The organism is Bacillus sp. SD127 (assembly GCF_058566445.1).
This window is the reverse complement of the sequence record NZ_CP191226.1, coordinates 1,703,530-1,726,086: the sequence shown is the minus strand read 5'-3', so window position 1 is coordinate 1,726,086 and position 22,557 is coordinate 1,703,530. Positions and strand designations below refer to the sequence as shown.

23 protein-coding genes are annotated in these 22,557 nt (G+C 46.0%); 2 read left to right on the top strand and 21 right to left on the bottom strand.

Going from position 1 to position 22,557, the window contains the following annotated elements; translation table 11 throughout:
* Positions 1-15: 15 nt before the first annotated feature.
* The 9 genes from prpB to yqiH form a co-directional block, all read right to left on the bottom strand.
* Positions 16-921 (bottom strand): methylisocitrate lyase, encoded by a 906-nt coding sequence (gene prpB, locus ACQVGS_RS08970; RefSeq protein ID WP_106020077.1) that lies wholly within the window; start codon positions 919-921, stop codon positions 16-18.
* Between the two features lie 16 nt (positions 922-937).
* Positions 938-2,356: a bifunctional 2-methylcitrate dehydratase/aconitate hydratase gene (locus ACQVGS_RS08965; RefSeq protein WP_487445878.1), complete on the bottom strand. Its 1,419-nt coding sequence runs from the start codon at positions 2,354-2,356 to the stop codon at positions 938-940.
* Between the two features lie 14 nt (positions 2,357-2,370).
* Entirely contained in the window at positions 2,371-3,495 is a 1,125-nt protein-coding gene (mmgD, locus tag ACQVGS_RS08960; RefSeq protein WP_491831422.1) for a citrate synthase, read from the bottom strand.
* Positions 3,496-3,526: 31 nt separating this feature from the next.
* Positions 3,527-4,666, bottom strand: coding sequence for an acyl-CoA dehydrogenase (locus tag ACQVGS_RS08955; protein ID WP_024121994.1), 1,140 nt, complete (start codon positions 4,664-4,666; stop codon positions 3,527-3,529).
* Between the two features lie 28 nt (positions 4,667-4,694).
* Positions 4,695-5,561, bottom strand: a complete 867-nt coding sequence (locus ACQVGS_RS08950; RefSeq protein ID WP_400153496.1) for a 3-hydroxybutyryl-CoA dehydrogenase — start codon at positions 5,559-5,561, stop codon at positions 4,695-4,697.
* A gap of 25 nt (positions 5,562-5,586) precedes the next feature.
* Positions 5,587-6,768, bottom strand: a complete 1,182-nt coding sequence (locus tag ACQVGS_RS08945; protein WP_400153495.1) for an acetyl-CoA C-acetyltransferase — start codon at positions 6,766-6,768, stop codon at positions 5,587-5,589.
* A 122-nt stretch (positions 6,769-6,890) separates the two neighbouring features.
* A complete protein-coding gene (locus ACQVGS_RS08940) occupies positions 6,891-7,634 on the bottom strand; it encodes a glycerophosphodiester phosphodiesterase (protein ID WP_400153494.1) in 744 nt (247 codons plus the stop codon).
* 89 nt (positions 7,635-7,723) lie between these two features.
* Positions 7,724-8,344 carry an N-acetylmuramoyl-L-alanine amidase family protein gene (locus tag ACQVGS_RS08935; protein ID WP_095713255.1) on the bottom strand — a complete coding sequence of 207 codons (621 nt, stop codon included), beginning with the start codon at positions 8,342-8,344 and terminating at the stop codon, positions 7,724-7,726.
* Positions 8,345-8,366: 22 nt separating this feature from the next.
* Complete coding sequence (gene yqiH, locus ACQVGS_RS08930; RefSeq protein ID WP_024121999.1) at positions 8,367-8,657, bottom strand: lipoprotein YqiH; 291 nt, start codon at positions 8,655-8,657, stop codon at positions 8,367-8,369.
* 328 nt (positions 8,658-8,985) lie between these two features.
* On the opposite strand from yqiH, the gene ACQVGS_RS08925 reads away from it, so the two are divergent.
* On the top strand, positions 8,986-9,120 hold the full coding sequence (locus tag ACQVGS_RS08925; RefSeq protein WP_024122000.1) for a hypothetical protein: 135 nt from the start codon (positions 8,986-8,988) through the stop codon (positions 9,118-9,120).
* A gap of 72 nt (positions 9,121-9,192) precedes the next feature.
* Positions 9,193-10,311 (top strand): NADH-dependent flavin oxidoreductase, encoded by a 1,119-nt coding sequence (locus ACQVGS_RS08920; protein ID WP_127696780.1) that lies wholly within the window; start codon positions 9,193-9,195, stop codon positions 10,309-10,311.
* A gap of 237 nt (positions 10,312-10,548) precedes the next feature.
* Here the strand turns inward: ACQVGS_RS08920 and ACQVGS_RS08915 are convergent, their stop codons facing one another.
* The 12 genes from ACQVGS_RS08915 to nusB all read right to left on the bottom strand — a co-directional run bounded on the left by ACQVGS_RS08915 (position 10,549) and on the right by nusB (position 22,514).
* Positions 10,549-10,728 (bottom strand): hypothetical protein, encoded by a 180-nt coding sequence (locus tag ACQVGS_RS08915; protein ID WP_024122003.1) that lies wholly within the window; start codon positions 10,726-10,728, stop codon positions 10,549-10,551.
* Between the two features lie 147 nt (positions 10,729-10,875).
* On the bottom strand, positions 10,876-11,679 hold the full coding sequence (spo0A, locus tag ACQVGS_RS08910) for a sporulation transcription factor Spo0A (protein WP_010334880.1): 804 nt from the start codon (positions 11,677-11,679) through the stop codon (positions 10,876-10,878).
* 275 nt (positions 11,680-11,954) lie between these two features.
* Positions 11,955-13,232, bottom strand: a complete 1,278-nt coding sequence (spoIVB, locus tag ACQVGS_RS08905; RefSeq protein ID WP_024122004.1) for a SpoIVB peptidase — start codon at positions 13,230-13,232, stop codon at positions 11,955-11,957.
* A gap of 174 nt (positions 13,233-13,406) precedes the next feature.
* Entirely contained in the window at positions 13,407-15,137 is a 1,731-nt protein-coding gene (gene recN, locus ACQVGS_RS08900; protein ID WP_069487198.1) for a DNA repair protein RecN, read from the bottom strand.
* Between the two features lie 35 nt (positions 15,138-15,172).
* Positions 15,173-15,622 (bottom strand): arginine repressor ArgR, encoded by a 450-nt coding sequence (gene argR, locus ACQVGS_RS08895; RefSeq protein WP_010334883.1) that lies wholly within the window; start codon positions 15,620-15,622, stop codon positions 15,173-15,175.
* A gap of 96 nt (positions 15,623-15,718) precedes the next feature.
* Positions 15,719-16,564 carry a TlyA family RNA methyltransferase gene (locus ACQVGS_RS08890; RefSeq protein WP_024122006.1) on the bottom strand — a complete coding sequence of 282 codons (846 nt, stop codon included), beginning with the start codon at positions 16,562-16,564 and terminating at the stop codon, positions 15,719-15,721.
* The gene (gene dxs, locus ACQVGS_RS08885; RefSeq protein WP_024122007.1) at positions 16,561-18,462 is read right to left on the bottom strand and encodes a 1-deoxy-D-xylulose-5-phosphate synthase; all 1,902 of its coding nucleotides are present in this window, start codon (positions 18,460-18,462) and stop codon (positions 16,561-16,563) included. The genes ACQVGS_RS08890 and dxs overlap by 4 nt, the downstream gene beginning before the upstream one ends.
* Positions 18,463-18,639: 177 nt before the next feature.
* The gene (locus tag ACQVGS_RS08880) at positions 18,640-19,530 is read right to left on the bottom strand and encodes a polyprenyl synthetase family protein (RefSeq protein ID WP_101861024.1); all 891 of its coding nucleotides are present in this window, start codon (positions 19,528-19,530) and stop codon (positions 18,640-18,642) included.
* Positions 19,520-19,774 carry an exodeoxyribonuclease VII small subunit gene (locus tag ACQVGS_RS08875; RefSeq protein WP_024122010.1) on the bottom strand — a complete coding sequence of 85 codons (255 nt, stop codon included), beginning with the start codon at positions 19,772-19,774 and terminating at the stop codon, positions 19,520-19,522. Before ACQVGS_RS08875 ends, ACQVGS_RS08880 begins: the two co-directional genes overlap by 11 nt.
* Complete coding sequence (gene xseA, locus ACQVGS_RS08870) at positions 19,771-21,117, bottom strand: exodeoxyribonuclease VII large subunit (protein WP_024122011.1); 1,347 nt, start codon at positions 21,115-21,117, stop codon at positions 19,771-19,773. Before xseA ends, ACQVGS_RS08875 begins: the two co-directional genes overlap by 4 nt.
* A gap of 138 nt (positions 21,118-21,255) precedes the next feature.
* The gene (folD, locus tag ACQVGS_RS08865) at positions 21,256-22,107 is read right to left on the bottom strand and encodes a bifunctional methylenetetrahydrofolate dehydrogenase/methenyltetrahydrofolate cyclohydrolase FolD (RefSeq protein WP_024122012.1); all 852 of its coding nucleotides are present in this window, start codon (positions 22,105-22,107) and stop codon (positions 21,256-21,258) included.
* Between the two features lie 11 nt (positions 22,108-22,118).
* Positions 22,119-22,514 (bottom strand): transcription antitermination factor NusB, encoded by a 396-nt coding sequence (gene nusB / locus ACQVGS_RS08860; protein ID WP_024122013.1) that lies wholly within the window; start codon positions 22,512-22,514, stop codon positions 22,119-22,121.
* Between the last annotated feature and the right edge of the window lie 43 nt (positions 22,515-22,557).

Sequence of the window (22,557 nt, the reverse complement as noted above, 5' to 3'; positions counted from 1 at the left end):
GCTTTTTTGTTCGCATTATTTATCAGGCAAGACGGTTTTGGCAATCGTTTTGTCCAGTGCTTCATAATCATAATAAGAAATCGTTTCATACAGCTCCTTACGCGTCTGCATATCATCAAGCCCTTCTTTTTGCGATCCGCGCTCCCTTATCAAGCTAAACATCCGTTCATAAGCCTTTGCCGCAGCTCTGAGCGAGGTGACCGGATAGATCACCATCTGAAACCCCATAGCAGCAAATTCATCTGCATGATAATACGGCGTTTTCCCAAACTCAGTCATATTGGCAAGAAGCGGGACAGGGATCTGTTCAGCAAACTGGCGAAATTCGTTTTCCGTTTGAAGCGCTTCAGGGAAAATTGCGTCCGCTCCCGCCTCAATGTATGCCAAAGCGCGTTTTATTGCGGATTCAAGTCCTTCCTGCGCTCTTGCATCTGTACGGGCGACAATCACAAGGGATGGTGCCGCTTGTTTAATGGCTTTTATTTTTTGCGCCAATTCCTGAGCCGGGACAAGCTGTTTGCCATTCAAATGCCCGCATTTTTTCGGAAGCTGCTGGTCCTCTATTTGCACAGCTGCCACCCTTGCTTCCAGCATCTCGCGGGCGGTGCGGGCAGCGTTTAATACCCCGCCAAAGCCCGTATCGATATCAACGAGCAAAGGCAGGTCTGCTGCGCGGACAAGATCTTTTGCCCGTTCGGCAATTTCTGCCGACGTAACAATTCCGAGATCAGGCAGCCCCCTGCTGGCCGTATAAGCCGCACCCGATAAGTATAAGGCAGAAAAACCGGCCTCCTTCGCAAGCAAGGCGGCCATCCCGTCATGAACACCGGGAATTTGCAATATTTCCGGCGCACACATCAGCTTGCGGAAGCGTTCAGCAAGCTCTTCTTGTGACGATTGCTTATTGACGATCCAAGACAAGATATGAATCCTCCTTTCACATACAGAACATATCGACAAAATCGTTTACACGCATCGTTTGTAATGTTTCAGAGCTGGTGCAGCGCTTGTAAATATGTTTTTGCTGCTTCTCAGAAAAATGGGTTTTGAGATTCGCAGAAAACTTTTCTAACAATTTTGGCACAGCCTCGCCTCTTCGAAAACGATGGCCCAGCGGAAATTCACATTCAACCATCTCTGTACTCGTTCCGTCTTTAAAATAAATCTGAACGGCATTTGAAATGGAGCGTTTATCTGGTTTGAGATAATCTTCCGTATATGCTTTGTTTTCAGTCACTTCCATTTTTTCTCTAAGTTTATCTATTCTTGGATCACTTGCCGTATCAGCCTCATAATGCTGTGCAGTGATATCACCGAATATTAAACCAATCGCTGTGATGTATTGCAGACAATGATCGCGATCCGCGGGATTATGCAGCGGGCCTTTTTTATCAATGATGCGAATAGCTGATTCATGCGTTCTGATAACAACACGGTCAATTTCATCGATACGGTCTTTGACCTGCGGATGAAGAATGACGGCACACTCTGCCGCTGTCTGGGCGTGGAATTCCGCAGGATAAGAGACTTTGAACAACACATTTTCCATGACATACGCGTCAAGCGGGCGGGCGAGCTTGATCTCTTTCTTGTTGAATAATACGTCTTGAAACCCCCAGCCCGGAGCTGTCAAAGCTGTCGGGTAACCCATTTCCCCTTTTAATGCCATCAGTGCGAGATGAACGCCCCTGCTGGTCGCATCTCCTGCGGCCCACGATTTGCGCGAGCCTGTATTAGGTGCATGCCGGTATGTCCTCAAGGCTGCATTGTCAATCCAAGCATTCGAAAGCGCATGATTGATTTCTTCCCTTCCGCCGCCCAGCAGCTTTGCGGCTACAGCCGTCGTTGCCACCTTGACAAACAACACATGATCAAGCCCGACACGGTTTAAGCTGTTTTCTAAAGCCAGCACACCTTGAATTTCGTGAGCCTTGATCATCGCTTCAAGGACGTCGCGAACCGTTAATGGCTCTTTTCCTTCAGACAGCCTCACTCTTGATACATAATCAGCCGCCGCAAGAATGCCCCCCAAGTTATCTGACGGATGCCCCCACTCCGCCGCAAGCCACGTATCGTTGTAATCAAGCCAGCGGATCATACACCCTATGTTAAATGCCGCCCGTACAGGATCAAGAACATATGACGTTCCCGGCACTCTGCTTCCGTTTGGCACAATGGTTCCGGGGACAATCGGGCCGAGCAGCTTGGTGCATTCGGGATAGCGGAGCGCTAAAATCCCGCAGCCGAGTGTATCCAGCAAAACGTGACCTGCCGTTGTAAACGCTTCTGAACTCGTAATCTCTTTCTCAAGCACATAGTCTGTTATTTCTTCAATGACATGATCCGTTTTCAGCATTCGACCCATTCCTTTCATGATTTGGATTTGTTCTCATATCGCGGGCCGGTATAGCGGACACGCGGACGGAACAAGCGGTTATTGGTATGCTGTTCAATCACATGTGCGCATAAGCCTGCCGTTCTCGCACTGAAAAAGACAGGTGTATACAACGGAATTGGTATGCCAAGCATCCAATACACCGGGGCGGCGTAATAATCCAAATTCGGATAAAGCCCTTTTTCCCGCTCCATCAGCTGCTCCCCTGCTTCACACATTTCGTATAAACGGTGATCTCCGGCTTGATCGCATAATTGCTGAAGCGCTTCTTTCATCATTAGCGCTCTCGGGTCCATTTTTTTCATGTACACCCGGTGGCCGAAGCCCATGATTTTTTCTTTTTTTCTCAGTTTTGATAACAGGATTTGTTCAAAATCAGGCTTTGTTTTAGCCTCCAAAAGCATATACATGACCGCTTCGTTTGCGCCCCCATGAAGATTCCCCTTCAAAGAAGCTACAGCTCCTGTCAATGCGCCATAAAGATCCGATTGTGTTGAAGCAATCACCCTGGCCGTAAAGGTTGAATTCGGCATCTCATGCTCACTGTACAGAATGAGTGAACGGTCAAAGATCCGCTCTTCCAATGCGGACGGTATTTTCCCTGTCATCATGTATAAGAAATTCGCGCTGTAGGATAGGTGCTGAAGCGGGGGAATCGGTTTTCCTTTATTTATCTTTCTATAGCTGCTTGCTGTGAGCACAGGCATTTTCCCTAAAAGCTGATAGGCGCGTTCCTTGTTTGCAGAAGGCGACCGATCGTCAATTTGGCGGTCGTAGCCGGCAAGAGCCGATACCCCGGTTCGCAGACAATCCATCGGATGAGTATGTTCAGGCAGCAGCTCAAGAAGACGGACAATGTCAGCCGTCAGGTTTGAAGCGCTGTTGACCTTCCTTTTGACCGTTTCCGTTTCATTTTCATCCGGCAGCCTCCCCTCCAGCAATAGATGTACCAGTTCTAGATAGCTTTTGGTTTTTGAAAGATCAATTAAATCATAGCCTCGAATCAATATCTGGCTGTACTGTGTGTCAAGATAAGAAATATCCGTTTCTGCCGCGACGACCCCATCCAGACCTGGAGAAAAATGCTGTTTACCATCCATATTCTCAACCTCCGCTTTGCGTTATTATCTGTCAGATTGCGCCAAGCAGGTGCTTGGAAATAATGAGTCTTTGAATTTCATTTGTACCTTCATAAATTTGTGTTACCTTTGCATCCCTAAGCAGCCGTTCGACCGGATAATCCTTCATATAACCATATCCTCCATAAATCTGGACTGCCTCAAGGGCAGCCTTCACCGCTGAATCGGAAGCAAATTGTTTAGCCATGGACGCTTCCTTTCCGCAGGCCAGGCCGCGGTTATGGAGATCTGCCGCATGATAGACAAGGTGCCTTGCCGCCTCTGCTCTTGTCGCCATATCGGCGAGCTTAAACGATATGCCTTGATTGGCTGCGATAGGCCTGTTGAATTGGACACGCTGTTTCGCGTAAGCAACCGCATATTCTAGGGCAGCCTCTGCGATTCCCAGCGCTTGTGCTGCAATGCCGATGCGCCCCACATTCAGATTCGCCATCGCAATTTTAAATCCATCGCCCTCTTCGCCCAGCAAATTCTCTTCCGGCACTTCCGCATTTTCAAATATCAGCTCTGTTGTATTGGACCCGTGAAGCCCCAGCTTTCTTTCTTTTTTGCCGACTGTAAAACCCGGTGTGTTCTTTTCAACGATAAAAGCCGAAATCCCGCTCCTGTTTTGGCCTGGAGCAGTTAAAGCAAACGTAATATAGAGGTCAGCGGCACCGCCGTTTGTTATGAAAATTTTCGATCCGTTTAAAATATATTTGCCGTTCTTTTTGATTGCTGTGGTGCGAAGGCTCCCGGCATCCGATCCAGAGTAAGGCTCAGTCAGCGCAAATGCACCCAAGTAGTTGCCTGAGGCGAGTTTCGGTATATATTTCACTTTTTGCTCTTCGTTTCCGAAGTACAAAATCGGATTTGTGCCCACTGAGGAATGAACCGAAAGAATGACACCGACCGCCGCGCTGATTTTAGAAATCTCATGAATGGCCAAAATATAAGAAACAACGTCCGCTCCAGCGCCGCCATACTGTTCCGGCACTGGTATTCCCATCAAGCCGTGTTCACCCATTTTCTTCATTAGCTGAAATGGAAATTCATCTGTTTTCTCCATGACCTCCGCAGCAGGAGCAATTTCTTTTCGGGCAAAATCACGCACCATCTTTCGCATCATGACTTGCTCTTGGGTTAAATGCAACTCGGCCACCCCCGGATTGGAATTGACTTCAGGTATTCTTCTCCTCGCCGTAATGATAAAAGCCGCGTCCGCTCTTTTTGCCGAGCCACCCTGCTTTGACGTACTTACGAAGCAGCGGGCAAGGACGGTACTTGGAGTCTCCAAGCCCGGAGTGAAGGACTTCCATTATCGACAAACACGTGTCCAGCCCGATAAAATCAGCTAATTTAAGCGGACCCATCGGGTGATTCATGCCAAGTTTCATAACCTGGTCTATTGCGTTTGGCTCAGCTACCCCCTCATAAAGACAATAGATGGCTTCATTAATCATTGGGAGAAGCACACGGTTGGAGACAAATCCGGGAAAATCATTGACTTTGACCGGCGTTTTCCCCATTTTTTCCGCTAATGCAATAATGGCTGACGCAGTTTCATCTGATGTCGCCAGGCCGCGAATGACTTCAACCAGTTTCATCACAGGAACGGGGTTCATAAAATGCATGCCAATGACATGTTCAGGACGGTTTGTGACAGCTGCAATTTCTGTTATAGGCAAGGAAGATGTATTGCTGGCCAAAAGCGTATGAGCCGGGCAAATATGATCAAGGTTTTTGAACAATTTAGTTTTTGCCGTCATGCTTTCTGCAATTGCTTCAATCACAACATCCGCATGCTGCGCCTCCTCCAGCGCGGTGGAAAGCGAAATACGGCTGATAACAGCCTTCACTTCAGCTTCCGTCTTTTTTCCTTTTTCAGCAGCACGGTTCAAATGCTTTTTTATGTGCTGAAACCCAGTTTCCGCTGCCTCCGGATTCAAATCATACAGCCGCACATAAAAGCCGGCTTCAGCCGCTGTTTGGGCAATTCCGCTTCCCATCTGTCCGGCGCCGGCTACCATGATATGTTTGATTTCCATTCAAATCCCCTTCTCCGTCAATGTTTTAATGAACTTGAACCAACACAGCGTCTCCCTGAGCCGCCCCGCTGCAAATAGCAGCAATACCCAGTCCGCCTCCCCGGCGCTTTAATTCGTACACAAGTGTCATCAAAATTCTCGCACCGCTAGCGCCGATCGGGTGGCCCAGCGCAATCGCTCCGCCATTCACGTTTACTTTTTCAAGATCAAACCCGACGATTTTTTCACATGTTAATACAACAGAAGCAAATGCTTCATTGACTTCAAAAAGGTCAATATCCTGTAAGGTAAAGCCGGTCTTTTTCAGCAGCTTGTTTATTGCGTATCCCGGAGCAGCCGCAAGCTCATGCGCTTGCATTCCGGCTGTTGAAAAACCAAGAATGGTTGCAAGAGGACGCTTTCCAAGTTCAGCGGCTTTTTCCTCAGACATTAATACAAATGCTCCCGCTCCGTCGTTGACGCCCGGCGCATTGCCGGCTGTAATGGATCCGTCACTCGAGTATATCGGAGATAGTTTCGCAAGCTGATCGAGAGTGGTATCGCGGCGAATCGCTTCATCTTTGTCAACAATGTTTGTTTTTCCTTTCCGGCCAAGCCAGCTGACAGGAACAATTTCTTCATCAAACTTTCCTTCATCGGCCGCCTCGGCCGACCGCTTGTGGCTTCGAAGGGCCCATTCATCCTGCTCTTTACGTGAAATTCCATATTCCTTGGCCGCCGTATTTCCGTGAACGGCCATGTGCACTTCATCAAAAGCGCACATTAATCCGTCATAAACCATTAAATCCCTTAGCTCACCGTTACCCATCCGCGCGCCCCAGCGGCCAGCGGGAACAGCATACGGAATATTGCTCATGCTCTCCATGCCTCCGGCAACAAGAATGTCCGCATCATGCGCCCGAATCATTTGGTCACATAGAGTGACAGCGCGAAGGCCGGAGGCACAAACTTTATTCAGCGTTTCCGATGGCACACTCCAAGGCAGTCCGGCTATACGGGCAGCTTGCCGGGAAGGTATCTGGCCCGCACCGGCTTGGACAACCATACCCATGATGGCGCCTTCCGCCTGATCTCCAGAGACTCCGGCACGCTTTAACGCCTCTTTCATAGCAGCGCCCCCGAGTTCAGCAGCTTTTACTTCTTTTAACGCACCTCCAAATTTGCCAAACGGGGTTCTTGCGGCACTTACAATGACTGTTTTCCTCATGGTTTCACCTCAAATCAAAAGATAGACAGCGCTTACATTTCTGGGTGTCTTCTATGAATGTATGCTTTGAAACAGGTATGAATGAATGAAAAAGAAGGCTGCACCGGCAGCCTTCTTGAAAACTAATTTCTTCTATTCAATTTCTTAGCGATGGCAGCAGCCCGCTCAGGAAAATCTGTGAAAATGCCGTCTGCTCTCATTTTCATCAAATACTCCATATCGTCTAGCCGATTGACTGTAAAAGGCCTTACCTTAATCGAACTGTTCCGCATTTGCTCCAGCATTTCATCCGTTACCGCCGGGCTATGCAGCTTTGGGTGGTAGCCGGCTGCCGGAATAGATTTTACATATTGATCAGCCTGATAAAGCACATCTGAGGTTAGTACCGCCCGCTCAATATGGGGTGCCAGCCGGCCGCATAACGCTAAGCTTTCATGATTAAATGCGGACAGAATCGTTCTTTCTTCTATTTTAAATCGCTTTACTGCCTCAAGCACTTTTTCTTCCATTCCTTCATAGCGGATCACGCTATTTTTCAATTCAATGTTAATCAGAAAATCCTTTTTTTCAGCCCACGAGAGCACGTCTTCAAGCAGCGGCACCCTTACATCGCCGACTGTTTGATGATGACCGGCAGCCGCATCCGCGGATTTCAAGACATCGTACACCGTGTCCTTTACGAAACCTTTTAAGGATGTCGTCCGGTCGAGCCTTTCATCATGAATAACGACAATACGTCCGTCTTTTGTCAGCTGAACATCAAGCTCGATACCATCCGCTCCGTTTTCAATCCCTTTTTCAAATGCAATCATTGTATTTTCGGGATAATGACCTGATGCCCCCCGATGCGCAAAAATCTTTGTCATTGTTTCACCTCAAGCCTAAAGTTGCCCGTTTTCTCCATTATACTGATTTTGGCCTTGTCACTCTAGAATTAAGGTTTCTTGTACTCAGACTATTGCGCGTAATAAGAATCGATCCCCGCGACAATCGCGTCTGCAGCTTTTTCCTGATATACTTCACTCCCAAGCTTGTCCGCATCAGAGCTGTTTGTAATAAATCCAAGCTCAGCCAGCACGCTCGGCATTTGTGAATATGTAATGACATAAAAATCTGATTCTTTCACACCCCTGTCTCTTGTTTGCAAGGATGATACCAGCTCTGACTGAATATCCGATGCCAGCCGCTGACTGTTTTCCGCTTCATAATCAGACTGAAAGTACGTTTCCGTGCCTGAAGCGGAGGAAACGCCCGAATTCACATGAATACTGACAAAAAGATCGGCATGGTTTGCACTTGCTTTTGCCACTCTTTCCTCCAAGGTCAGAAAATGATCATCTGTCCTTGTAGCGATAGGATTCGCTCCTTCCGCTTTCAGCTTGTCCACAACATGACGGGAGACAGCCAAATTAATATTTTTCTCTAAGAGCCCGTTTCCGACTGCCCCGCTGTCTTTGCCGCCATGGCCGGCATCAATATATACCGTCTTCCCTGCTACCGGCTCTGCCGCTTGCGCACAGGGTGCGAGCATAAAAGCCAATCCGCATATCGCTAAACTCCTCCATAACATTCTCAACGTTTCTCCCTCCGGTCTGTCATTACGAATTCTTTTGCTGAATATCTTCCAGCTGTAAGGTTCCGTTCTCTTTTTTTATATATTTCACCTGGACATTTGTGTGATCTGGCAGATCCTCACAATCATCGCGCTTGTCTCTTGGAACTTGTATCATGGTTTCTTCTCCGTTAAGGGAAACAGCGATTGTATGAGGATCGGCCGAGCCGATGTATTTGCCCTCTTCTGTAAACCTCGGGGCTGATTCATCCGCGCTTGCAATACTGCATCCGGAAAGCAGCAGTACAGTAAACAGAAATAGACCAGCTTGTTTCACATGATCACCTCTTCCTGATGTTTGGCTTTTATCTTTGACCAGAATGGCGGATTTGTAAAGCTTGCACAAAAGCCGGCACAACATTTCCATGATTTTCAAAAGGGCTATCTGACCTGCTGATTTCCTGTTGTTAGAAAGAAAGCAAGCGGATCTGTCTATGAGGATGTCTCTAAAAGAGCAGCATTTTAGAAAAAATTAGCTGAAAGAAGCAACTTTATATTCATTTTTAAAAAAATTGATGAATACGATGAGCAGATGGTTTGACGGAAGGGTTGGGCAGGCGTAAGCTTTTAAAGAATATTTACTTTACAGAAAGAAGTTACAGCTCATGAAAAAATTCGTTCTGCTGCTAGCCGCGGCGGTCATCACTTGCTCCATTGGCCATCAAATCAAAGGCGGCTACAAAAGCCCCGAAAAAGAGCGAAGAAAACCACATTCGGCACTCAAGATATTCAGCCGGTGAAGCAGATTGATTGCATCAAATTTTACATATAGGCTAGAATATGTGCGAATCCAAACGAAAGAAGATGATCTTATGAATCCAAAGTACAAACCGCTCTTTGAATCATTTACATTTCGAAGCGGCGTTACGATTGACAACCGGATCGCGGTTGCCCCAATGACCCATTATTCTTCCAATGAGGACGGCACGATTTCTGAAGCGGAGCTGGACTATATCATCCCCCGATCAAAAGAAATGGGAATGGTGATTACAGCATGCGCAAACGTCACACCTGATGGAAAAGCATTTCCCGGACAGCCAGCCATCCATGACGACTCACATATTGCCGGGCTAAAAAGATTAGCGCAAGCCATTCAAGCACAAGGGTCAAAAGCGATTGTGCAAATTCATCACGGCGGAATTGAATGCCCTGCTGAGCTCGTTCCGAATCAGGATGTTGTCGCGCCAAGTGACGTGTCTGATAACGGCAAACAAATGGCTCGCGCCTTAACAGAAGCAGAGGTTGAAAACATTGTGAAAGCTTTTGGAGAAGCGACAAGACGCGCCATTGAAGCCGGCTTTGACGGTGTCGAAATTCACGGTGCAAACGGCTACTTAATTCAGCAGTTTTATTCCCCAAAAACAAATCAGCGCACAGACCGCTGGGGAGGAAGCGATGAGAAACGATTAGCCTTCCCGCTTGCTATTGTGGATGAGGTGAAACAAGCAATTGCCGATCACGCGAAAGGTGCATTTTTAGTCGGCTACCGCCTGTCTCCGGAAGAGCCAGATACACCGGGACTGACAATGACAGAAACCTTCACGCTTGTTGATGCCTTAGTAGAAAAAGAACTGGATTACCTCCATATTTCATTGATGGACGTCAACTCCAAAGCGCGCCGCGGGGCAGACCCGACACGTACGCGCATGGACTTATTGAATGAACGTGTCGGACACAAGGTGCCTCTGATTGCTGTTGGTTCCATCCATTCTGCTGATGACGCGCTTGCTGTGATTGAAAACGGTATTCCGCTGGTGGCGATGGGGCGTGAAATTTTAGTTGATCCTGATTGGGCTGTAAAAGTAAAAGAAGGACGCGAAAAACAAATTGAAACTGTGATAAAAGGGACAGACAAAGAAAAATATCACTTGCCTGAGCCGCTATGGCAAGCAATTGTGAACACACCTGGATGGGTTCCTTATAAAGATTAATTTGATGTGACTGCCGGAATGTTTCGGCAGTCTTTTTGATAAAAAAAGACCCTTAGGAAAGGGTCCTTTTCGTCAATCGAATAGTTTGTGCACATATTTAAATGGCAAAATGAGAAGCTGACCAATTCCTTCGGTTAGAAAATCGAACAGCAGTCCGTCATGTTTTCTCTTTTTCATGATATGTCTCCTTTATACCTCAATTGCTCTTTTTACTACGAACATACAGTGGAAAAGGTTTCAATCCGTTTTTGACTTTCTGTTTCTCATGGTCCAACCAACGAATATACATACGACCATTGCAGCAAATGAAATGAAGTCAATCAGCATACCTATTTTGTGTGACTCCACGATGATGTTTGAATTGACACAAAGCGAAAGGATAAATATAGCCATCAGCAGCCCGTACTTTTCACACATTTTCGATCACTCCAAGCGTATAAACAAATATTCACCCATCTACCACATTCATTATAACAGATTTATCCAAAAACAAAACGCCTCCTATTTATCAGCGGAAACCAATAAATAAAAGACGTTTGATTTAAGTGCTTTTGCTGATCATGCTTAAGAAGCCTTATGCTCTAATCTCAGCTTATCCGCAACCATCGCAATGAACTCTGAATTTGTAGGTTTTGCCTTCGTCATGCTGACTGTATAGCCGAACAAGGAGGAAATGGAATCAATATTCCCTCTGCTCCATGCCACTTCAATCGCGTGGCGGATCGCTCTTTCTACACGGCTAGCGGTTGTGTTGAATTTTTTGGCGATGTCCGGATAGAGGACTTTTGTAATACTGCCGAGCAGTTCGATGTCGTTGTACACCATTGAGATCGCTTCACGCAGATAGAGATAGCCTTTAATATGTGCAGGGACGCCGATTTCATGGATAATGCTTGTGATGCTCGCGTCGAGATTTTTCCTTTTTGGTTCAGGCTGGCTGCTGCGTATAATGCTGCTTTGTGATGACGGCGCGCGATGCGTCACACTGCTGGCATTTCCGCTGACCTGGCGAATATGGCCGACAAGGTTTTCCATATCAAACGGTTTGAGAATAAAGTAGGACGCTCCTAAATCGACGGCCTTTTTCGTGACATCTTCCTGCCCGAAGGCTGTCAGCATGATGACGTTTGGCTGTTTTTTCAGATCGGATTCTCTCAGTCGCTCTAAAACAGCAAGTCCGTCCAAATGCGGCATAATAATATCCAAGACGAGCACATCCGGATCTTTTTCTTTAAATAGCGACAGGCATTCCTGTCCGTTATACGCAACTCCGATGACTTCCATGTCTTCCTGTCCTTCTATATATTCACTCAACAGGCTTACCAGCTCTCGATTATCGTCGGCAACACAAACTTTAATTTTCTCCACGTTTCTTCCTCCCCAAATGTAGTTAACAGGATTCCACCTTGCTACATGTTTACATTCGACAAAACCGCTATATACCCTCTAAAAAAAATCATAACTAACAATAATAGTGGCATATCTTCGTTATTCTATGTTTTTCTCTATTTTTCGACTAAAAATGAAATTTGACAAATAAGGAAACGTGAATTTGTCGAAAAATCTTCTTTTGTTCATTTTAACGTATGTATGATGAGAAGTGAAGAGGGAGAAAAGCAAAAAAACTGCCGGAGATCCGGCAGTCAGCTTGCTTTTTCTTTTCCGTAAATATCGATTCCTGCTTCAGACAGCATCCATTCAATATGCACACCGTAACCGCTTGTCGGGTCGTTGACAAACACATGGGTGACAGCGCCGACGACCTTTCCATTTTGAATGATTGGGCTCCCGCTCATGCCTTGTACAATGCCGCCTGTTTCCTTCAGCAGTCTCGGATCGGTAATTTTTAAGACCATTCCTTTTGTAGCCGGAAATTTTTGCGGTGTCGTGCTGACGATTTCGATATCAAATTTTTCTACTTTATCATCATCAATGACCGTTAAGATTTCCGCAGGGCCTTTTTTCACTTCATTTGAAAAGGCAACCGGCAGCGCCTTATCTGATATTTTGTTTTTAATCGGCTGATGTAACGTGCCGAAGATTCCAAATGGGCTGTTTCTGTTAATGTCCCCGATCGTTTTGCGTTCAGAGGAAAATCGCGCCAGTTTTTCTCCAGGATTTCCGCCTGTCCCTTTTTCAATTGATGTCACAGTCGATTTGACAATTTCTCCATCTTCCACGACGATTGGTTTTTTCGTATCCATATCGGAGATCACGTGGCCAAGCGCTCCGTATTTTTTTGTTTTCGGCTCATAAAAAGTCATCGTGCCGATGCCCGCGGCAGAATCCCTGATATATAAACCGATTCGGTATTTGCCTTCAGCTTCATCCTTTTGAGGAATCAGCTTTGTTTTGATCTTCTGTTTATCACGTTTGATCAGCAAATCAAGTGACTCTCCGGTGTTTCCCGCCTTTTGAATAAACGGGGCAACATCATTCATTTTTTCAATTTTCTGTCCATTCATCTCAATAATAATGTCGCCTGCTGTAATACCTGCCGATTCACCAGGGGATTTTTTCCCTTCGCTTGTGTTAATTTGATGAAATCCGACGACAAGGACTCCCACGGAATGAAGTTTGACACCGATGGATTGCCCGCCCGGTATGACTTTTAAATCCGGAAGAACTTGCACTTTTGTTTTTTTGATTGGAAATCCGGCAAGATCATATACTAATTCTGACTGGCCTGATTTTTTGCCTGTGACTTTGATTTCATGCGGGTCTTTCTCAACTGTAAACGCTTCTGATGATTTTTCCTGGGCGTTTACCGATAAACTCGTTTCAATGGCTTGTGTTTGGGTTTCAAATACTCTCATTTGCGTTGGAATCAGTAAATACTCTTTTAATGGTTTGCATAAACCTACACTTAATAACGAAACAAGGAGAATTAAACCTATTGCTTTTCTGATGTTATCCGGCATTCACTACTTCACTCTCCTCGCTCCTACCCCACACCTTCTTTATGAATTGCTGCTACATCATTACTTTTGCCTTCTCAGCCCTTATTTATAACTGTCTTATAAAGAAAAACATTGGATATACTGATGAACGAATGGATGTGTATACAAAAAAATAAGCTGCGCATATCGCGCAGCTTACCCAGTTGTTTTGACTTGATCCGCTTGTTTTAACAGCTCTTTCGCATGGCGTTTCGTCAAGTCTGTGACTTCGACTCCTGCTATCATGCGTCCGATTTCCGTCACCTTCTCTTGTTTAGTCAGCGGCTTTACACGCGTCGTCGTTCTTCCGTCTTTTAATTCTTTCGCAATGTAAAGATGGGTATCGGCCATGGCTGCTACCTGAGGCAGGTGCGTAATGCATAGCACTTGTGATCCCATCGATACTTTGTGAATCTTTTCAGCAATAGCCTGAGCGACCCTGCCGCTTACGCCTGTATCTACCTCGTCAAATATAATCGAGGTAACGTCCTGCTGTGAGGAAAAAATGCTTTTAATGGCAAGCATGACCCTCGACAGCTCTCCGCCGGAAGCGACTTTAGAAAGAGATTTCAGCGGCTCGCCCGTATTGGTGGAAATTAAAAACTTCACCAGATCAATCCCTTGTTCAGTGAGCTGAACAGGCTGTCCGTTTACGACCGGCGCTTCCTCACCGCGGGTCGCCGTTCTGACCTTAAACTCCGTATCGAAAGTCGACTTTTCCATATATAAGCTTTTCAGTTCACGATGGATTTCCTCAGCCAGCTTTTTCGCCCACGTTTTTCGGATTCGGGAAACGTTTGCCGCTTCCACTGCAACATCTTTACCAACCGAATCCAGCTCCTGCTTCAGGCTTTGCAGATGGCTGTCTCTGTTTTCAATTTGATCAATCTCTTCTTCAATTTTAGAAGCATATTCTAAAATATCCTCAACGGTTGCCCCGTATTTCCGCTTCAGCTGCTTGATCTCATTAAGACGCGTCTCAATAAAATTCAAGCGCTCCGGGTCATATTCAAGCTCATCCAGCATATTTCTCATCTGAAATGTAGCGTCCTCTAAAAGGTAGTAGGAGTTCGAAACACTCTCAGAAAGTTTTTGCAGCGGTTCGTTAATATCGGATAAATCTTCAAGCTGAGACGACGCCATTCCGACCCAGTCCAGACCGCCCTGCTCGCTGCGCAGCGCGTTATAAGCATTTTGCAGTGATTCAAATATTTTCTCAAAATTCGAAATTTGCTGGCGCTCTTCTTGCAGCTGCTCATCTTCGTTCAGTTCAAGCTTTGCTGATTCGATTTCTTCCAGCTGAAATTGAATCAGATCAAGCCGGTGTGCCATTTCCTGCTCACTTTCAGAAAGCTGCTTCAACTTTTTAAGCAGCTTCATATATCGCTGATAGCCTTCCTGATACGCTTGAAGTGCGCTTTCCACTTCGGCTCCCGCAAACTTGTCCAAAAGCTGAAGATGGTTTTCGTCCTCCATTAACAGCTGGTTATCGTGCTGCCCGTGAATATCTAATAAAAGCCTGCCGATTTCTCTAAGCGACGCAATCGTTACAAGTTTGCCATTAACCCGGCATACGCTTTTTCCGTTCGTGCTGATATCCCTTCTCATGACGATCATTTCATCTGAAACGTCAATCCCCTGTTCAGCACAAACGTCAAAAACGGGATGGCCGCTATCTAACAGAAACAGCCCTTCAAGCTCGGCTTTTGTTTCTCCATATCTGACAAATTCAGATGAACCGCGGCCACCGACCAAAAGTGAAATGGCATCTATGATGATGGATTTGCCGGCTCCGGTTTCTCCTGTTAAAACCGTAAGCCCGCGTTCAAAAGAAACCGTCAGTTCCTCAATAATGGCAAAGTTTTTAATCGATAATTCAGCTAACAAACAGCATTACACCTCTTATCTTTGTTAGATTTCCTTTACAGCAGCTCTAGGAGCCGGCTTTTTACGCCGTCGGTATCTTCAGGAGTCCGGCAAATAATTAAAATGGTGTCATCTCCGCAAATGGTCCCCATAATTTCGTCCCAGTCCAGATTGTCCATAAGCGCTCCGATTGCCTGGGCATTGCCCGGCATGGTTTTCAGCACAATCATATGGCTTGCTGAGTCTATTTTCACAAAAGCATCCATCAGTGACCGTTTCAGCTTAGACAGCGGATTGAAACGCTGGTCCGCCGGTAGACTGTATTTATATGAGCCGTTATTTGTCGGCACCTTCACAAGGTGAAGCTCTTTAATATCACGTGAAACCGTGGCTTGTGTCACCTTGTATCCATCCTGCTTCAGCATGTCGACCAATTCATCTTGGGTTTCGATTTCATTGCTTGTAATGATTTCTCTGATTTTGATATGCCTCTGGCCTTTGTTCATGTAAGCACCTCTATTTCCAGCTTATCTGTTCTTATATGGTATATGATTCTCCGCAAAAAGTACATGAATGCAGAAAAAAGGAATAATAGCGCCCTATTATTCCGGTACATCTGCTTTTTTTTCTTTTAACGTCTTATGTGCTTCTTCCACTATACGGCTGATTTCCTCCTCAGGCAAACCTGCACCTTCTTGACCTTCTCCCAGCCAGTGCAAATGAAGGAGAAATTCAATATTTCCGTCTCCTCCCGTAATTGGAGAAAATGACAGGCCTTTGCAGATATAGCCCTCGCCAGCCGAAAAACTGATCATACGCCGCAGAACATCCGCATGCACCTTCGGATCTCTGACAATGCCTTTTTTGCCGACAGATTCCCGGCCTGCTTCAAACTGAGGCTTGACAAGCGCAATACAATCGCTGCCCGGTACAAGCAATGTTTTTAAAACGGGCAGGATCAGCCGAAGTGAAATAAAGGATACATCAATCGTAGCAAACTCCGGCATGCCTTTTGTGAAGTCTGCCGGAGTCGCATAACGGAAATTCGTGCGTTCCATCACGACGACGCGTTCGTCCTGTCTTAGCTTCCACGCAAGCTGATTATAGCCTACATCCACCGCGTACGACTGTTTTGCGCCGTTTTGCAGAGCACAGTCTGTAAAGCCGCCGGTGGAGGAACCGATATCAATCATAATTTTGTCCTGAACAGAGACAGGAAATTCTTTCAGCGCTTTTTCAAGCTTTAAGCCGCCTCTGCTCACATATTTCAGCGGGTTTCCTTTGATGGTCAACGGAAGCTCGCGGTCAATTTTTTCTCCAGGCTTGTCCAAGCGGTTTTCATTCGAATACACGATCCCTGCCATAATGGCCCGTTTCGCTTTTTCCCGCGTTTCCGCAAGCCCTCTTTCCACTAGTAATACATCTAATCGTTCTTTCTTAGCCGTCATGATCCAATTCCTTTATGTGTCTTCGGCGGTGCCAGCAATCGAATTCGGTCTGCCACCTGCTGTTTCGTTAATCCTATTTCTTCAAGAAGCGCCGTTACGCTACCATGTTCTATAAATCGATCCGGTATGCCCATTCTGTCGATCGGCGTATGATACATTCCCTGATCATGAGCGAATTCTAAAACCGCGCTTCCGAATCCGCCTTCTAAGACCGCTTCTTCAATCGTTAGAATCGGCAAGCCTTCATTTAGTATATCCTTCATCATCTTTTCATCAATCGGCTTAATGAATCGCGCGTTGACGACGCGTACGGAAAGGCCTTCTTTTTGCAGCTCTTCAGCAGCTTCAAGCGCCATTTCAATTGTTGTTCCAAATGTTAAGATGACCGCGTCGCTACCCGGACGCAGCACCTCCCACGTGCCGATTGGGATCGTTTTAAGCTGTTCATCCATTTTGACGCCGAGGCCGTTTCCGCGCGGAAAACGCATGGCGATCGGACCGTCGTCATAGCTGAGCGCTGTATGAACCATATGCTGCCCTTCATTTTCATCCTTTGGCATCATTAAGACCATATTTGGAATGTGGCGCATAAATGCGATATCAAATACGCCTTGATGCGTCTCGCCATCTGCACCGACTAATCCGGCACGGTCAATTCCGATAAACACATTGGCGTTTTGACGGCAGATGTCATGAACAACCTGGTCATATGCACGCTGCAGGAACGTTGAATAGATAGCCAGAAACGGCTTCATCCCTTGTAATGCCATAGCGGCTGCCATTGTAGCGGCATGCTGCTCTGCAATTCCGACATCGAACATTCGGTCAGGAAATTCCTGCGCAAAGCCTTCAAGCTTCGAACCGACAGGCATTGCCGGTGTTATCGCCACGATTCGCCCGTCCTCACGTGCCATTCGCTGTACTGTGCCGCTGACAAGGCTGCTCCATGCAGGCGCTGCGGCTTTTGGTTTTACAAAGTCACCTGTATTAATTTTATATGGGCCGGTTCCGTGCCACGTACCGGTCGTATCGGTTTCAGCAGGTTTGTACCCTTTTCCTTTTTTGGTGATCACATGCAGCAGGACAGGGCCTTTTGTTTTTTTAGCGTATTGAAGATTCTCAATCAGCTCATGATAAGAGTGTCCGTCCACAGGGCCTAAATAAGTAAATCCGAGTTCCTCGAAAAACATGCCTGAGACAAGCATATACTTCAGGCTGTCTTTGACACGTTCTGCCGTGGCGGCAAGCTTGCCCCCAACAGCCGGAATCTTCTTAAACAGGTATTCAAGCTCATCTTTCACCCATTGGTATTTCCCGGCTGTTCGCAGCCGTCCGAGCATGGAATGAATAGCACCGACATTCGGAGCGATACTCATTTCATTATCATTGAGGATAACAATCATGTCTTTTTTCTCGTCACCGATATGGTTCAGCGCTTCAAGCGCCATTCCGCCGGTCAGCGCACCATCACCGATAATCGGAATGATAAACTCATCCGTTCCTTTAATATCGCGAGCGGCCGCCATCCCCATCGCACCTGACAAGGAAGTTGAGCTGTGACCGGTTTCCCATACGTCATGTTCGCTTTCGCTCCGCTTCGGGAATCCGCAAAGCCCTTTATACTGACGAAGGGTCTCAAATTCTTTTCCCCGGCCCGTCAGCAGCTTATGGACATAAGACTGATGGCCTACATCCCACAAAAACTTGTCTTTCGGGCTGTTAAATTCCTTATGCAATGCAACGGTAAGCTCAACGACACCCAAATTAGGGCCAATGTGACCGCCAGAAGCCGATAAAGTCGTAATCAGAAACTGACGGATCTCATCACTTAATTTCTCTAATTCATCAATGGACATGTTTTTTAAAAACGACGGGTCCTGTATTGATAAAAGATCCAAAGCGGATCAACTCACTTTCAGCATGAATTTCTGCATTGATATATGTCTTAAATGCCGAGCTGAACTCAGATCATTTCTCAGGCATAAAAAAAGACAAACGCGCTCTTCCTTTTGATTTTCATCGAAACTGCTTACATTCTACCATATGTCGTGCAGCCGCTTCAAATAAGGATCGTTTTAGTGGTCTCTTGCCGCAATTAAATCACAAAGCTCATACAAAAGGTCTTTTTGAAGGGAGAGCCCGTCGATCAAGCGCTTTGCTTCTTTTATGTGACCGTCCAATTTCTTTTTGGCCCCTTCCAGTGACAGAAGTGACGGATAAGTTGATTTGTCGTTCGTTGTATCCGAGCCGACACGTTTGCCGATTTTCTCTTCACTGCCTTCTACATCTAAAATGTCGTCTCTGATTTGAAAACCGATTCCAATGTGGCTGCTGAAGACGCGCAATGTTTCAATTTCTTCCTCAGGCGCATCCGCCAAAATAGCGCCGGCGATGACGCCAAAACCGAGCAGTTTGGCTGTTTTCCGTTCATGAATGGATTCAAGTTCTTCAAGCGTGACCTGACGGTTTTCTGCTTCCATATCGGCGATCTGCCCCCCGACCATGCCCTCGGTTCCCGCTGCTGAAATCAGTTCGTTCACAAGACGAAGCCGCTTTTCTGCGGATACTTCGTCTGACACATGGGACGTAATCAGCTTAAAGCTTTCCGTCAGCAGCCCGTCTCCCGCTAAAACAGCCGTGGCTTCACCAAATACTTTATGGTTTGTCGGCTTTCCGCGGCGCAGATCATCATCATCCATGCAAGGCAGATCATCATGAATTAATGAATACGTGTGAATCATTTCAACAGCGCACCCGACTGGGATACCGTCTTTTTCACTTTTTCCGTACGCATTCAAAACCGCCAGCACGATGAGAGGCCGCAGCCGTTTCCCTCCGGCCTCAAGGGAATACAGCATAGATTTTTTTAATGAATCCGGGATATTAAGGTTTTCTGTATATACAAAGAGCTGTTTTTCAACCGCTTTTTTACGCTCCGCCAGAAAGCTAGCTAATTTATTTGTCACCTTCGTCTTCCTCCTGAACACTAAAAGGTGCCAGTTCGCCGTCTTCTTTTAAAATGAAGTCCATTTGCTTTTCTACTTTTTGAAGCTTTTCATGGCACATTTTTGAAAGAGCCATTCCTTCTTGAAAGTAGTTAATTGCTTGCTCCAGAGGCACATCGCCTTCTTCAAGCTTTGATACAATGCTTTCTAAGCCTTTCATCGCTTCTTCAAACGTCATGCTTTCATTTTTTTTCATGTCTGTCATTTTTCTTCCCCTCTCTTATTTAATACTTCACAGGTCAGCACGCCATCCTTCAGCTTTACCTCAAGCTGGTCTTTCTCTTCTATCTGACTGACGCTTTTTATGAGTTCATCTTCTTTATAAGCCAAGCTGTATCCTCTTTCCATAATTTGAAGGGGACTTAGCGCGTTCAGCTTGCCAAGAACGGTTTGAAACTGAGAATGCAGCTGCTTCATTTGGATATTCATATTTTTTTTCAGCTGATTCGTCTGATCCTCATACCGTTTTCTCGCCTGTTTCAGCTGTTCATGGGGATGCAGCGCCTCTAATCTGTATGTTTCGCGCTCAAGCTGTCTGCTTTTCCGGTCCAACAGCGCGGTAAGCTGAGCTTGAAACTGCTGGTATGCAAGGTCAAACTGCTGCTCTTTTTGCTCAAACAGCCGCTTAGGAAAGCGAAATGCATATGAGGATTGAAGTGTTTGAACCCGTTCTTTTTTTTGGATGAGATGCTGCTGCATCGCTCTTGTCATTCTGACTTCCGCCGTTTTCGTCCGTTCAATTAAATCAGTGGTATGGGGCACTGCAATCTCAGCTGCTCCTGTAGGTGTCGCCGCTCTGATATCCGCAACAAAATCACTGATGGTAAAATCCGTCTCATGCCCGACTGCCGAAATGATCGGTATGTTGGAAGCAAAGATCGCACGCGCTACGATTTCTTCGTTAAACGCCCACAGTTCCTCAATCGATCCGCCGCCTCTTCCGACAATTAATACGTCGCACGCCTGTTTTTCATTCGCCTCTTCAATGCGCCTAACGATTGATCTGCTCGCATTTTCACCCTGAACGAGCGCTGGAAGAACAATGACTTTTACAAGGGGATATCTTCTTTTTAGAGTTGTAATGACATCTCTGACAGCAGCACCTGTGGGTGATGTCACAACCCCGATTGTGGCTGGAAATGCGGGGATTTGTTTTTTGTAGCGTTCGTCAAATAAACCTTCTCCGGCTAGCTTCTTTTTTAATTCTTCATACGCTAAATAAAGCGCTCCGACCCCGTCAGGCTGCATTTCTTTTGCATATAATTGATAGTTTCCGCTCGGTTCGTATACGGAAATTCCGCCTCTCACCAGCACTTTCATACCGTTTTCAGGTTTAAAAGGAAGACGCTCGCTCTGTCTGGCGAACATGACCGACTGCATCCGGGCGTTTTCGTCTTTTAACGTGAAGTAAATATGGCCTCTCGTGTGTATCTTTACATTCGATAATTCGCCTTTAATCCAAATATTTTCAAGGTGAGGATCTACATCGAATTTTCGTTTTATATACTTTGTCAGCGCTGAGACAGTAACATACGCTGTTTCACCCATGTCTCAAACTCCTCTCGTAAGCATTCCTGCACCATAACTAAAGAAAACCCGCTCTGGCTTAAGGAGCCTGAAGAAGCGGGTATCGTGCTCATTATCCAGAGGCAGGGTTTTAGCCTGTCTCTGAATATCTCCAAAGATCTATGATAACGTACGTTTCGCAGATTTAACAGTATTATGCGCAAGCATCGTGATGGTCATAGGACCGACTCCGCCCGGAACAGGTGTAATAAAGGATGCTTTTTCCTTCGCACCTTCAAACTCAACGTCTCCGCAAAGCTTTCCGCTTTCCAAACGGTTAACGCCGACGTCAATAACGATGGCGCCTTCCTTCATCTGGTCAGCAGTGATGAAGTTGGCTTTACCGACCGCCACCACCAGGATGTCCGCTTTTTTCGTATGTTCAGATATATCTTTTGTTCTTGAATGACAGTATGTCACTGTCGCGTTTTCATTTAATAAAAGCTGGCCGACAGGTTTACCGACAATATTGCTTCGGCCGACTACAACAACCTCTTTACCGGAAAGGTCAATATTGGTTTTCTTCAAAAGCTCAACAATTCCGTGCGGCGTGCAAGGAAGAAATGTATCTTCGCCAAGCAGCATTTTCCCTACATTTAACGGATGAAAACCGTCTACATCCTTATCAGGAGAAATACGTTCAATCACCGCTTTTTCAGAAATATGGTCTGGAAGCGGAAGCTGAACGAGAATTCCGTGAAACTCAGGGTCTTCATTGTATTTGTCAATAATCGAAAGCAGTTCAGCTTCTGTGAGGCTGCTGTCGAATTGATCAAGCTTAAAATTCATGCCCATTGTTTCTGCTGCTTTTTTCTTTCCCCGCACGTAAGAATGAGAAGCTGGGTCATCTCCAATCAAAATAACCGCCAGGCCGGGAGTGACGCCTTGCTTTTTAAGCTCTTCTACCTCTTTTGCCAATTGTTCGCGTTTTTCTTTTGCCGTTTCTTTTCCGTCGATGATTGTTGCAGTCATTTTCTTTCCTCCTATGATTGTTCAATATCAGATTTAATGTTAGAAAGAACCCCGTTTACAAATTTTGTCGCTTTGTCATCACCAAACCGTTTCGCCAGCTCAATCGCTTCGTTCATGGAGACATTTACCGGAATGTCTTCGGCATATGCCATTTCGTATGCTGCCAGACGCAAAATAGCACGGTCAACATTGGCAATCCGGTCAAGCTTCCAATTCACCAGATGTTTCGAAATCATTTCATCCAGCTGAACCTGGTGTTCAAGTACACCGTATACAAGCTTTTCAAAGAAAGGATCTGTCTTTTCTTCATCTAATGCGTGTTCAATGGCTTCATTCACTGCAATATCGCTGACATCAATTTGAAATAGTGCCTGCAAAGCTTTTTCTCTTGCTGTTCTTCTTTTCATTTTCTTTCTCCTTTGATCCTCTTTATCCGCTTGTCGTTAAGCC